The following is an 11,422-nucleotide window of genomic DNA, read 5'->3' on the forward strand; positions in this document are numbered from 1 at the left end:
TGGGCGGGGAATCCACCGCGTGCGACGAAGCCACCACCGACGTTTTCGTCGAGGCCGCCTGGTTCGATCCCGGCCGCACCGCGCGCACGGGGCGAGCCACCGGCATTCAGTCCGACGCCCAGTACCGCTTCGCCCGCGGCGTGGACCCCGAGAGCCTGGTCCCCGGTATCGAGCTGGCCACCAGGCTGATCCTGGAGCTGTGCGGCGGCGAGCCGTCCGAGATCGTGGTCGTCGGCGAGGCCCTGCCCCGCCCTGAGCCCGTCGCCTTCGACCGCGCCTACGTGACGCAACTCTCGGGTCTTGAGCTTCAACCCCATCGCATCGACGACATCCTGCGCGACCTGGGCTTCCACATGGAGGCCGACCTGGTCTTCCCCCCGTCCTGGCGGCGCGACGTCGAGGGCAAGGCCGACCTGGTCGAGGAAGTGGCGCGCATCGAGGGCTATGACGCCCTGCCCGCCAAGGCCCTGCCGGATATGGCGAAATCGGCCGGCGGCGTGCTGACCGTCCGCCAAGCCCGCATCCGGGCCGGCCGACGCGCCATGGCCGCCAAGGGCTATGCCGAAACCATCACCTGGAGCTTCTGCAAGCGCGACACCGCCCGCCTGTTCGGCGGCGGGGCCGATGCGCTGGTGGTGACCAACCCCATCGCCGCCGACCTCGACTGCATGCGGCCCTCGATCCTGCCCAACCTGATCGAGGCGGCAGGCCGCAACGCCCGGCGCGGCTTCCCCGACGTGGCCCTGTTCGAGATCGGCCCGTTCTACAAGGACGACACGCCCGCGGGACAGGTCACCAGCATTGCCGCCGTCGTCGCCCCCCACCCGCCGCGTCGCTGGGACGGCGTGACCACCGACGCCCTGTTCGACCTCAAGGCCGACCTGCTCAGCCTGCTGGACGACCTGGGCGCGCCGGTGAATTCATTGCAGACGGCCCAGGGCGGCCTGTCGGACTGGTGGCACCCGGGCCGCTCAGCCACCATGCGCCTGGGCAAGAACACCCTGGTCGAGTTCGGTGAGCTGCACCCGCGCATCTTGAAGGCGCTCGACGTGGACGGTCCGCTGTACGGCTTCGAGCTCATCGTCGACGCAATTCCCGAGCCCAAGCGTAAGTCCACCAAGACCAAGCCGGCCCTGGAGCTGTCTTCGCTGATGCCGCTATCGCGCGACTTCGCCTTCGTGGTGGCCGACGGCGTCGCGGCCGGTGATCTGGTTCGCGCGGTGGCCGGGGCCGACAAGGCCCTGATCTCGAACGCCCGGGTCTTCGACGTCTATCAAGGCCCCGGCGTCGCCGATGGCTCCAAGTCCGTGGCCGTGGAGGTCTCCCTCCAGCCGCGCGAAAAGACCCTAACGGACTCGGAGATCGAAGCTCTCTCGTCCAAGGTCGTCGCTGCAGCCGAGAAGGCGGTCGGGGCGAAGCTGCGGGCTTAGGCGGCGTCCGGCGTTTGACTTCCGCCGACGTCACCGTGCCTCCATGCGCGCCATGGAGATCAACGGCGTCGCGCACACCTTCATCACCGCGGGCGACTTCGAGGCCTCGGTGGCCTTCTATCGCCAACTCCTGCCCTTCCTGGGCCTGCGGGAGGTCGCCGACAGCGTCGACACCTATTACTGCGTCGGCGGCCGCACGGGTTTCGGAATCCGTCGGCCCGATCCGGAGCACGCTGGGGCAAGGTTCGCCCAGTATCGGGTGGGGCTGCACCACCACTGCTGGCGGGCGCGGGAGCGGGCGGACGTCGACGAGCTCCACGTCTTCCTGGTGTCCATCGGCGCCAAGATCGTCCACCCGCCGCAGGACGAACCCTGGGCGCCGGGCTACTACGCCGTGCTGTTCGAGGATCCCGACGGCATCCGGCTGGAGCTCAACCACGTTCCCGGCCAGGGCCTGTTCGCCACGGCCAGCCAGCGGGTCGGCGCCAGCCTCGACGATCGCTAGGCGACCTTAGAAGGGCAGGATCCGCCGTTCGCGGCTGAAGCCCAGATAGCCGACATTGGCGCCCAGCCGCAGGCCGACGCCCGCGCGGATCGGGGCCAGGGTCACGTCGTCCGAGCGCAGGTAGTTCACGCCCAGGCCCGCGATCAGATAGGCCGCGCCCTCGACGCCGGGGAAACGCTGGAAGATCACTTCCGGGTACTGGAGATTGTAGCACAGGGTGAAGACCCGGCTGGCGTTGCCGCCCAGGTCCCAGCCCACCGACGGGCCCTGCCAAAAGACCTCCTGGGGCTGCTTGCCCTTCATGTAGAGCAGGCCGCGGCCATAGCGGGCGCCGACGGTGATCGCGCCGGCGGCTTCCTCGCCGGCGATGTAGGCGGTGGGGCGGCCGTTGTCCTTGAAGACGCGCTCGATCGCGCCGCCGGCGGCCTCGGCGGTCACGCCCAGGAAGTCGGAGACGGTGCTGACCAGTTCCTCGCTGGAATAGGTCGGCGCGGGCTCGCCCGGCGGATAGCTGGGCGTGCTGTTGGGCGATTGCGGGCTCCCGGCCAGCGGATCGCGCGGCTGGGCGGCGGCGCAGCCGGCGCTCGCGAGCGTGGCGATGCTGGAAGCTATGAGCGTGCGACGGTCCATGGCGCGGGTATCCTCTAGAGCTTGGGCAGCCTCCCATCCCCTGGCGGCATGAATGCGGCGCTCAGCCTTAACGCTGGATTAACCATGGCGGCCTCAGGCGTCGTCTTGCAGCAAGTAACCGCGGATCGACAGGGCCCCGCCGAGGATCGCCAAGGCGATGAACACAAGGTTGATGGTCGGCCCCTCCTGCGCCTGGGTCGCCTGGGGCGCGATCATCCGCAGGAGGCCTAGCGCCGCGGTGATCCAGCCGGTGAGGGTCACCAGCAGCGGCCAGCCTGGGCTCCAGCGGTTGTGAGCCTGCAGGATGGCCACGCCGCCAACCAGAAGCAGGGTCCCGTTGAGATAGACGACCGGCGCGGTCTGCTGGGCGAAGATGTCCATGTTGATCCACTCCGTCACCGCCAGGGCGACGACCGGAGGCCCGACGATTCTTGCGATGGTCCTGGACGCAGAGCTCAAGCCAACCTCCCTGGGTTTTGCGATCCGGCTATAGAGGCCGCCTCCACCGCGCATTGATCGGCGTCACGGGCGCGCCCGGTCCACCGAGACGTTTCAGGGGCCCCGTTGACCGCCGCGGCCCTCGCCTAACCCCCGGAATGTGCTAAAGCCCGCCCACAATGACGACGCCCCTCTCCCACATCCGCAATTTCTCCATCGTGGCCCATATCGACCACGGGAAATCGACCCTGTCCGACCGCCTGATCCAGGAGACCGGCGGCCTCACCAAGCGTGAGATGACCGAGCAGGTCCTGGACAACATGGAGATCGAGCGTGAGCGCGGGATCACCATCAAGGCCCAGACGGTGCGCCTGGAGTATAAGGCTCAGGACGGTGAGACCTACATCCTCAACCTGATGGACACCCCCGGCCACGTGGACTTCGCCTACGAGGTCAGCCGCTCGCTGGCGGCGTGCGAGGGCTCGATCCTGGTGGTGGACGCCTCCCAGGGCGTCGAGGCCCAGACGCTGGCCAACGTCTATCAGGCCATCGACAACAATCACGAGATCGTCCCGGTCCTGAACAAGATCGACCTGCCGGCCGCCGAGCCCGAGCGCATCCGCCAGCAGATCGAGGACGTCATCGGCATCGACGCCTCCGAGGCGGTGCTCTGTTCGGCCAAGACCGGGGTCGGCATCGCCGAGGTGCTGGAGGCCGTGGTCACGCGCCTGCCGCCGCCCAAGGGCGACCGCGACGCCCCGCTGAAGGCCCTGCTGGTCGACGCCTGGTACGACCCGTACCTGGGCGTCGTGGTGCTGGTGCGCGTGCTGGACGGGGTGCTTAAGGCCGGCATGAAGGTGCGGATGATGAACGCCGGGGTCACCCACCAGGTGGACCGCATCGGCGTCTTCAAGCCCAAGCAGACCGAGACCGCCGAGCTGGGTCCCGGCGAGATCGGCTATATCACCGCCCAGATCAAGCAGGTGGCCGACGCCGCCGTGGGCGACACGATCACCGAGGAAAAGCGCCAGACGGCCACCGCCCTGCCTGGCTTCCGCGTGGCGCAGTCGGTGGTGTTCTGCGGCCTGTTCCCGGTGGACGCCGCCGACTTCGAGGACCTGCGCGCCGCCATCGGCCGCCTGCGCCTGAACGACGCCTCCTTCACCTACGAGATGGAGACCAGCGCGGCGCTGGGCTTCGGCTTCCGTTGCGGGTTCCTGGGGCTGCTGCATCTGGAGATCATCCAGGAGCGCCTCAGCCGCGAGTTCGACCTCGACCTGATCGCGACCGCCCCCAGCGTGGTCTACAAGATCGGCATGATGGACGGCTCGGAGATCGAGTTGCACAACCCCGCCGACATGCCCGACCCGGTGAAGATCACCACCATCGCCGAGCCCTGGATCAAGGCCACCATCCTGACCCCGGACGAGTACCTCGGCTCGGTGATCAAGCTTTGCCAGGACCGTCGCGGCGAGCAGCGCGAGCTGAGCTATGTCGGGACCCGCGCCCTGGTGGTCTACGACCTGCCGCTCAACGAGGTGGTCTTCGATTTCTACGACCGGCTGAAGAGCGTCTCCAAGGGCTACGCCTCCTTCGACTATTCCATCGAGGACTACCGGGTCGGCGACCTAGTGAAGATGTCGATCCTGGTCAACGCCGAGCCCGTCGACGCGCTCTCCATGCTGGTCCACCGCGACCGGGCCGAGGCTCGCGGCCGGGGCATGGTCGAGAAGATGAAGGACCTGATCAGTCCCCACATGTTCCAGATCCCGATCCAGGCGGCCATCGGCGGCCGGATCATCGCCCGCGAGACGGTCCGCGCCCTGCGCAAGGACGTCACGGCCAAGTGCTACGGCGGCGACATGAGCCGCAAGCGCAAGCTGCTGGACAAGCAGAAGGCCGGCAAGAAACGCATGCGCCAGTTCGGCAAGGTCGAGATCCCGCAGGAAGCCTTCATCGCCGCGCTGAAGATGGACGCCGACTAGAGATTCCGCCTAGAAATCGCCCCGAAGCTTGGCCATGACGACAGGCCTTTCAGGGAGCAGACACATGCGCAAGACGATCATCCTGGCCGTGGCGGCCGCGGCCCTGCTGACCGCCGGCTGCAACACCGTCGCCGGCGTGGGCAAGGACGCCCAGGCGGCGGGCCGGGCGGTGACGGACACCGCCAACGACATGAAGAAATAGGCCCCTCAGGCGTCCTCTTCGCGTGAGGCCGCCTCGGCGATCTTCGCGGCGTCTGCCTTCGACACGGCCGGCGCCTCGCGGGCGCCGTCCTCGGCGGGCGTGGTCGGACCGGTGTGGCCGTGGACCGGCTTCTTGGCCGGAGGGTCGCGGTCTTCCGGGGTCATGGCGAGGCTCCTCTACGCCCAAGATGAAGAGACGAGCGCGGCAGAGCGTTCCACCAGCGCCTCGCGGGTGCGCCGGCGCGGCGTACAACCATGGATAACCTGCTGATAAGATAGGACGTTTAGCCGCGACTCGCCTGAAACCCTGATTCGCTCGGGTGTTGCGGCCGCTCTTCCATCCCTGCGACGCCGATGGCGCTTTCCACATGGGATAATGGAGTGCATATGGCCAATCATCGTTTTTCGCGAATGGCGTAACATGTTCGTTCAGTCGATGTTCCGAGGTCTGAAGGGCCGTTGTCCCCACTGCGGGGACGGCAAGCTCTATTGGGGCTATCTGAAGGTCGAACCGCGCTGCAATTCCTGCGAACACGACCTGGCCCGTTATCCTGCCGATGACGGCCCCGCCTACTTCACCATCCTGATCGTCGGCCATCTGATCGTGGCGCCGCTGCTGGTCTTCTCGATCATCTGGGAGGCGCCGACCATCTACGTGCTGCCCGCCACCCTGATCCCGCTTGCCATCGTGACCCTGGCCCTGCTGCCCAGGGTCAAGGGGGCCTTCATCGGCCTTCTCTACGCCATCGCGAAGAAGGAGGGTGACGCCACCCTCCACCTGAGCGACGTGCCCGATCCCCGCCGCTAGGCCAAGGGAACCTCCGCCATGGATGACCGTTTGTCCCGCCTGACATCTCGTCGGGGCTTTCGGGAGACGAACCACCATGTCGCTTGGCACAATCCTGCTCATCGTACTGGTCCTGCTGCTGATCGGCGCTCTGCCGAGTTGGGGCCATTCCAAGTCCTGGGGCTATTTCCCCTCCGGCGGCCTCGGCCTGGTGCTCGTCGTCGTGCTGGTTCTGGTCCTCATGGGACGCATCTAGGGTTTCATCGCATCGCCAAGGCGCCCTAACCTCTCCCCCGGACAGGGTTCGGGGGAGAGCGCATGAGCGAGACAGGGGTCGACACCCAGGCGCCGAAGGACATCCTGACGCCGGGCCTCACCCCGCTTGCCCGCGCCAAGGCGATCCTGGGCGGATCGGCGGGCAATCTGGTCGAGTGGTACGACTGGTTCGCCTACTCGTCCTTCGCCCTCTATTTCGCGCCGCACTTCTTCCCTAAGGGCGACCAGACCGCCCAGCTCCTGCAGACGGCGGCGATCTTCGCCATCGGCTTCCTGGCCCGCCCGGTGGGCGCGTGGCTGATGGGACTGTACGCCGACCGCGCCGGGCGCAAGGCCGCCCTGACGCTGGCCGTTGGGATGATGTGCGCCGGTTCCCTGCTGATCGCGGTGGCGCCTGACTACGCCATGATCGGAACCGCCGCGCCGGTGATCCTGTTGGTCGCCCGCCTGCTGCAGGGCCTGTCCGTGGGCGGCGAGTACGGCGCCAGCGCCACCTACATGTCAGAGATGGCGGGCCGCGCCCGTCGGGGCTTCTGGTCGTCCTTCCAGTACGTGACCCTGATCATGGGCCAGCTGGTGGCGCTGGGCGTCCTGATCCTGCTGCAGACATTCATGGACAAGGCCGATCTCGAGGCCTGGGGCTGGCGTATCCCCTTCCTGATCGGCGCGGCCCTGGCCGTGGTGGTGTTCTGGATCCGGTCGGGCCTGGAGGAGAGCCCCTCGTTCCTGGCCGGCCAGGCCGACGGCGCGCCGCGCGCGACCACCATGCTGCTGTTCATGAAGTTCCCGCGCGAGAGCGCGATGATCTTCTGCCTCACCGCGGGCGGGTCGTTGGCCTTCTACGCCTACACGACCTACATGCAGAAGTTCTTGGTCAACACGACCGGCTTCGCCAAGGAGACCGCCACCGCGATCACGGCGGCGGCCCTGTTCCTCTACATGCTGGCCCAGCCCCTGTTCGGCTGGCTCTCCGACAAGGTCGGACGCAACCGCACCATCGCCTTCGCCTTCTTCGGCGGGATGATCGTCACCTACCCCGTGATGTCCGCGATCGCCGGCGCCGAGGCGCCCCTGGCGGCCTTCGGCCTGATGACCCTGCTGCTGGTGATCCTATCGGGCTACACTTCGGTCAGCGCCGTGGTGAAGGCAGAGCTCTTCCCCGCCCATGTCCGCGCCCTGGGCGTGGCCCTGCCCTACGCCATGTCCAACGCCATCTTCGGCGGCACCGCCGAGTACGCGGCCCTCTGGTTCAAGAGCAAGGGCATGGAGAGCGGCTTCTACATCTATGTCTCGGTGATCATGGCCATAGCCTTCCTGGTGGCCCTGCGCCTGCGCAACACCAATCGCGAGAGCCTGATCACCGAGGACTGAGCCGATGAAGTTCCTGGACGCGCTGAGCCCCCTGGATATCGCGGCCCTGGTGGTCTTCGCGCTGGCCTGGCTGGCCTATGAGCCGCTGCTGAAGGTGTTCGCCCGAGGCAAGGGGCTGATCAACACCGACATGACCGTCATCCGCCTGGCATGGATGAAGAACATGGCCAGCCGCGAGAACAAGTTCATGGACGGCCAGATCCTGGGCCACACCCTGAACTCGGCCTCCTTCTTCGCATCGTCGAACCTGATCCTGATCGCCGCGGCGGCCGGCGCCCTGTTCGGCGGCGAGCGGACCTTCGAGAGCGCCTCCAGCCTGATGGTGCTGAAGACGTCCTCGCGCCTGCTGTTCGAGGCCCAGGTGGCTCTGGTGGTCATCACCCTGGCACGCGGCCTGCTGGATTTCATCTGGTCGATCCGGCAGATGAACTACTGCCTGGCGGTGATCGGGGCGGCGCCGGAGATCGAGAACGGACCGTCGACCGCGCCCTACGGCGTGGCGGCCGCCCGCCTGTTGAATCCCGCCCTGTCGTCGTTCAATCGCGGGGTGCGGGGCTACTACTTCGCCCTGGCCGCCGTGGGCTGGCTGTTCGGGCCGGAGACCTTCATCCTGCTGACCTTGTTGGCCGTGGCGCTGCTAGTGACCCGCCAACGCCGCTCACCCGCCGCCCGCGCCATCGCCGAGGTGCGGCGGCTGCTCGACCAGCCCTAGAGGCCGAGCTCGGCGCGGAGCTTGCGGGTCAGCTTGGCGGCGATCAGGCTGTGCGCGGTGGCGATCCAGGACTGCAGGTCGGTGTCGGGCACCGTCGCGATGTCGACCGCGATCCACTGGCCTTTGGCGCAGTAGGGCGCCTGGCGTCCGACGCCGGTCTCGGTCAAGGCCACGAAGCCGATCTCGGTGACCTTGAACGACACCGAATCATCGCCGCTGATCGCGAAGACCTTGCCGCCCACCTTGAACACGTCCGACCCACCCCACTGGACCACCTTGGTCGTGGCGGGCAGGGCCAGGGCGAGCGCCTCGACCTCTCCGCGCGTCACGCCTGGACGCCGACGCCGATCGGGCAGGTCACGCCGGTGCCGCCAACGCCGCAATAGCCGGCCGGGTTCTTGGCCAGGTATTGCTGGTGATAGTCCTCGGCGAAGTAGAACTCCGGCGCCGCGGCGATCTCGGTGGTGATCGGGCCATAGCCCTTGTCGGCGAGCGCCTGCTGGTAGGCGCCGAGCGAAGCCGCCGCGGCCGAGGCCTGGGCGTCGTCATACGGATAGATGCCGGAACGGTACTGGCTGCCGATGTCGTTGCCCTGGCGCATGCCTTGGGTCGGGTCGTGACCTTCCCAGAAAACCTTCAGCAGGTCCTCATAGGTGACGACCCGGGGATCGTAGACCACCAGCACCGCTTCGGTGTGACCCGTGCGGCCCGAACAGACCTCCTCATAGGTCGGGTTGGGGGTGATGCCGTTCACGTAGCCGACGGCGGTCACATGGACGCCGGGAACCTGCCAGAACTTGCGTTCGACACCCCAGAAGCAGCCCATGGCGAACAACGCCGTCTCCAGGCCGTCCGGATAGGGGCCCTTCAAGGCCGCGCCGTTGACGAAGTGCGTCCGGGCGGTTGGCAGGGGATTCTGCCGACCCGGCAGGGCGGTGGCCGCGGTGGGCAGGTCGAGGGGCTTCTTGCCGAAGAACATGATAATTCGCCTCGTCGGGATCTGGTACGCCAATATAGGCGTCGTCGAGCCTGTTTGCACTCTTCGGCGTCGGCTGACGTCCGTCGCTTTTCGTGGCAAGCTTCAGCAAAGTCCCTTGGGAGGACGCGACATGGTGCGGTTCCACAAGATCCTGTTGACGGGCGCGGCCCTGAGCCTGGCCCTGAGCGGCGCGGCCTTCGCAGCCGGCGGCGGCGGCGGCGGTGGCGGCGGCGGAATGGACATGCCCTCGGCCTCGGGCCCCACCTACGATCCGGCCGAGGAATACGCCAAGGGCGTGGCGGCGCTGAACGCTGAAAAATACAAGGAGGCGGAGAAGGCGTTCGCGCGGGTCGTGACCGCCGCGCCGAAAAGCGCCGAGGCCTGGCGACTGCTGGGCGTCGCCAACCTACGCCAGGACGACGCCAAGGGCGCCAAGCGCGCCTATGAGAAGGCGGTGAAGCTCGAGCCCGAGGATATCGCGGCCCGTACGGGTCTGGGCGTCTCCCTGGCCCGTCTGAAGGATGACAAGGCCCAGGAGCAACTCGCCTGGTTGAAGGCCAAGTCCGACGCCTGCGCCGGAACCTGCGGCGACGCCGCGGCGCTGAAGTCCGGCCTGAGCGCCGTGGAGAGCGCCGCGGCCTCGCCCAGCGCGGCCCTGTCGACGCCCCTCCTGTTCGCCCAGGCCGGCGACCGCGCCTACCTGCAGGCGGTCGGCCTGATCAACGAGAAGCGCTACGACGACGCCCTGGCCTCGCTCGGCCAGGCCCGCGAGGCGTTTGGCCCGCACCCTGACATCCTGACCTACCAGGGCTACGCCTGGCGCAAGAAGGGCGCTTTCGACCGGGCCGAAGCCTACTACCAGCAGGCGCTCACCATCGCGCCCCAGCATCGCGGCGCGACCGAATACTATGGTGAGCTGAAGGTCGAACGGGGCGACATGGACGGCGCCAGGGTGATGCTGGCCCGCCTGGACCGCGCCTGCGCCTATGGCTGCGCCGAGGCCGAGGAGCTGCGCCGTTGGATCGACGCCGGCGGCGAACCCGCGCGATAGGGCTGGCGGTCGGCCTGCTGGGCGCCGGGGCCGCCCCGGCCGCGGACATCCCGCTGGCGGCCATGCGCTGGCTGGCGCTGGGCGCTGACCCGGTCGCCGTGCTGACGCTGGAACCGACTGAGTGTCTCACCATGCCCGGCGACGCGGCCCTGGCGCGCTCCGTGGAGATCGGACGCGCCGCGTTCCGCACGCCGCTGCTGCTGGGCGGCCAGGCGGCGCGGGCCGGGATCAGCTGCGAGAGCTGCCACCGGGCCGGCCGCGCCAATTCCGCGTTCCGATTTCCAGGGGTCTCCGGGCCGCCGGGCACGGCCGACGTGACCTCGTCGCTGTTCTCGTCTCATCGCGGCAACGGGGTCGACGATCCCAAGCCCATACCCGATCTCTCGGGACCGCGCGCCGCGCTGAAGGTCGCCCCCGCCGACGTCGCGCCCTTCGTCAGGGGTCTGATCGTCGAAGAGTTCGACGGCCCCGAACCGAGGCCGGACGTCCTGGCGGGCCTGGCCGACTATGTCCGCGCGCTGGGCCCGGCGGCCTGTCCGGCCGAGGCGGCGCAAGCCGTCACCGTCGAAGCCCTGATGTCCGACGTCCGCCGCGCCACGACAGCGGCCCGCGCCGCCGAGGACGGCAGGACCGCGGTCTTCCTGGTCGCAGCGGCGCGCGCGCGGCTGTTCCTGCTGGACGAACGATACGACCGACTGCCCGGCGAGCGCGAGGCCCTGCGCCGCGCGGATCGGGAGCTGGCGCAGATCGCCCAGGCCTTGCGTGAAGGCCGTCCCGACGCCCGCGCCCGTCTCGCCCGCTGGCAAGATCGAACGGCGGCCCTGGAAGCTCGCCTAAGGCGCGCCGAGCCAGGTTCGCTGCTCAATCCGCGAACCTTGGCGGCCGCGCTGTAACGCCGCTTGCCCGCGTGGCCGTCATGAGTATATTGCGCGCCTTCCGCTGGGGGCCAAGGCCACCCTCGGTGTGGTGAGGTGGCGGAGTGGTCGATCGCGCACGCTTGGAAAGCGTGTTTACGGGAAACCGTAACGAGGGTTCGAATCCCTCTCTCACCGCCACC

General features: G+C 68.3%; 15 protein-coding genes and 1 tRNA gene. 11 read left to right on the forward strand and 5 right to left on the reverse strand.

What is annotated here, in order from left to right:
• Both RMO04_RS14565 and RMO04_RS14570 read left to right on the forward strand, forming a co-directional pair.
• Positions 1–1,430 (forward strand): phenylalanine--tRNA ligase subunit beta (locus RMO04_RS14565; RefSeq protein WP_309645489.1); only part of this gene is annotated, 1,430 nt, incomplete at its 5' end.
• Positions 1,431–1,473: 43 nt separating this feature from the next.
• Complete coding sequence (locus tag RMO04_RS14570; RefSeq protein WP_309645490.1) at positions 1,474–1,935, forward strand: VOC family protein; 462 nt, start codon at positions 1,474–1,476, stop codon at positions 1,933–1,935.
• Positions 1,936–1,941: 6 nt separating this feature from the next.
• Here RMO04_RS14570 and RMO04_RS14575 read toward each other — a convergent pair whose 3' ends face one another.
• Positions 1,942–2,565 carry a DUF1134 domain-containing protein gene (locus tag RMO04_RS14575; RefSeq protein ID WP_309645491.1) on the reverse strand — a complete coding sequence of 208 codons (624 nt, stop codon included), beginning with the start codon at positions 2,563–2,565 and terminating at the stop codon, positions 1,942–1,944.
• Between the two features lie 93 nt (positions 2,566–2,658).
• Positions 2,659–3,024, reverse strand: a complete 366-nt coding sequence (locus RMO04_RS14580; RefSeq protein WP_309645492.1) for a hypothetical protein — start codon at positions 3,022–3,024, stop codon at positions 2,659–2,661.
• Positions 3,025–3,182: 158 nt separating this feature from the next.
• Between RMO04_RS14580 and lepA the strand changes: the two genes are divergently transcribed.
• Positions 3,183–4,988 carry a translation elongation factor 4 gene (gene lepA, locus RMO04_RS14585; protein WP_309645493.1) on the forward strand — a complete coding sequence of 602 codons (1,806 nt, stop codon included), beginning with the start codon at positions 3,183–3,185 and terminating at the stop codon, positions 4,986–4,988.
• Positions 4,989–5,052: 64 nt separating this feature from the next.
• Entirely contained in the window at positions 5,053–5,190 is a 138-nt protein-coding gene (locus RMO04_RS14590; protein WP_309645494.1) for an entericidin A/B family lipoprotein, read from the forward strand.
• 5 nt (positions 5,191–5,195) lie between these two features.
• On the opposite strand, the gene RMO04_RS14595 is transcribed toward RMO04_RS14590, so the two are convergent.
• Positions 5,196–5,354, reverse strand: coding sequence for a hypothetical protein (locus tag RMO04_RS14595; RefSeq protein WP_309645495.1), 159 nt, complete (start codon positions 5,352–5,354; stop codon positions 5,196–5,198).
• A gap of 256 nt (positions 5,355–5,610) precedes the next feature.
• On the opposite strand from RMO04_RS14595, the gene RMO04_RS14600 reads away from it, so the two are divergent.
• From RMO04_RS14600 to RMO04_RS14615, 4 genes are all read left to right on the forward strand, one after another.
• Positions 5,611–5,997: a DUF983 domain-containing protein gene (locus tag RMO04_RS14600; RefSeq protein WP_309645496.1), complete on the forward strand. Its 387-nt coding sequence runs from the start codon at positions 5,611–5,613 to the stop codon at positions 5,995–5,997.
• A 76-nt stretch (positions 5,998–6,073) separates the two neighbouring features.
• On the forward strand, positions 6,074–6,232 hold the full coding sequence (locus tag RMO04_RS14605; protein ID WP_309645497.1) for a DUF3309 family protein: 159 nt from the start codon (positions 6,074–6,076) through the stop codon (positions 6,230–6,232).
• A gap of 62 nt (positions 6,233–6,294) precedes the next feature.
• Positions 6,295–7,623 carry an MFS transporter gene (locus RMO04_RS14610; RefSeq protein WP_309645498.1) on the forward strand — a complete coding sequence of 443 codons (1,329 nt, stop codon included), beginning with the start codon at positions 6,295–6,297 and terminating at the stop codon, positions 7,621–7,623.
• 4 nt (positions 7,624–7,627) lie between these two features.
• On the forward strand, positions 7,628–8,335 hold the full coding sequence (locus tag RMO04_RS14615; RefSeq protein WP_309645499.1) for a DUF599 family protein: 708 nt from the start codon (positions 7,628–7,630) through the stop codon (positions 8,333–8,335).
• On the opposite strand, the gene RMO04_RS14620 is transcribed toward RMO04_RS14615, so the two are convergent.
• Positions 8,332–8,664, reverse strand: a complete 333-nt coding sequence (locus RMO04_RS14620; protein ID WP_309645500.1) for an MmcQ/YjbR family DNA-binding protein — start codon at positions 8,662–8,664, stop codon at positions 8,332–8,334. The genes RMO04_RS14615 and RMO04_RS14620 overlap by 4 nt on opposite strands.
• Positions 8,661–9,314: a peptide-methionine (S)-S-oxide reductase MsrA gene (gene msrA / locus RMO04_RS14625; protein ID WP_309645501.1), complete on the reverse strand. Its 654-nt coding sequence runs from the start codon at positions 9,312–9,314 to the stop codon at positions 8,661–8,663. The genes RMO04_RS14620 and msrA overlap by 4 nt, the downstream gene beginning before the upstream one ends.
• A 130-nt stretch (positions 9,315–9,444) precedes the next feature.
• On the opposite strand from msrA, the gene RMO04_RS14630 reads away from it, so the two are divergent.
• The 3 genes from RMO04_RS14630 (at position 9,445) to RMO04_RS14640 (ending at position 11,420) form a co-directional block, all read left to right on the forward strand.
• A complete protein-coding gene (locus RMO04_RS14630) occupies positions 9,445–10,365 on the forward strand; it encodes a tetratricopeptide repeat protein (protein ID WP_309645502.1) in 921 nt (306 codons plus the stop codon).
• Entirely contained in the window at positions 10,332–11,258 is a 927-nt protein-coding gene (locus tag RMO04_RS14635; protein WP_309645503.1) for a hypothetical protein, read from the forward strand. Before RMO04_RS14630 ends, RMO04_RS14635 begins: the two co-directional genes overlap by 34 nt.
• A gap of 72 nt (positions 11,259–11,330) precedes the next feature.
• Positions 11,331–11,420: transfer RNA gene (locus RMO04_RS14640), tRNA-Ser, on the forward strand.
• Positions 11,421–11,422: the final 2 nt, after the last annotated feature.

It is taken from the genome of Phenylobacterium sp. (genome assembly GCF_031412415.1).
Taxonomy (GTDB): domain Bacteria; phylum Pseudomonadota; class Alphaproteobacteria; order Caulobacterales; family Caulobacteraceae; genus Phenylobacterium.

What these genes read in the sequence shown, in the direction of transcription:
- RMO04_RS14570 (WP_309645490.1), top strand. Translation starts at nt 1,474, where the DNA reads ATGCGCGCCATGGAGATCAACGGCGTCGCGCACACCTTCATCACCGCG.
- RMO04_RS14575 (WP_309645491.1), bottom strand. Translation starts at nt 2,565, where the DNA reads ATGGACCGTCGCACGCTCATAGCTTCCAGCATCGCCACGCTCGCGAGC.
- lepA (WP_309645493.1), top strand. Translation starts at nt 3,183, where the DNA reads ATGACGACGCCCCTCTCCCACATCCGCAATTTCTCCATCGTGGCCCAT.
- RMO04_RS14590 (WP_309645494.1), top strand. Translation starts at nt 5,053, where the DNA reads ATGCGCAAGACGATCATCCTGGCCGTGGCGGCCGCGGCCCTGCTGACC.
- RMO04_RS14595 (WP_309645495.1), bottom strand. Translation starts at nt 5,354, where the DNA reads ATGACCCCGGAAGACCGCGACCCTCCGGCCAAGAAGCCGGTCCACGGC.
- RMO04_RS14600 (WP_309645496.1), top strand. Translation starts at nt 5,611, where the DNA reads ATGTTCGTTCAGTCGATGTTCCGAGGTCTGAAGGGCCGTTGTCCCCAC.
- RMO04_RS14605 (WP_309645497.1), top strand. Translation starts at nt 6,074, where the DNA reads ATGTCGCTTGGCACAATCCTGCTCATCGTACTGGTCCTGCTGCTGATC.
- RMO04_RS14610 (WP_309645498.1), top strand. Translation starts at nt 6,295, where the DNA reads ATGAGCGAGACAGGGGTCGACACCCAGGCGCCGAAGGACATCCTGACG.
- RMO04_RS14615 (WP_309645499.1), top strand. Translation starts at nt 7,628, where the DNA reads ATGAAGTTCCTGGACGCGCTGAGCCCCCTGGATATCGCGGCCCTGGTG.
- msrA (WP_309645501.1), bottom strand. Translation starts at nt 9,314, where the DNA reads ATGTTCTTCGGCAAGAAGCCCCTCGACCTGCCCACCGCGGCCACCGCC.
- RMO04_RS14630 (WP_309645502.1), top strand. Translation starts at nt 9,445, where the DNA reads ATGGTGCGGTTCCACAAGATCCTGTTGACGGGCGCGGCCCTGAGCCTG.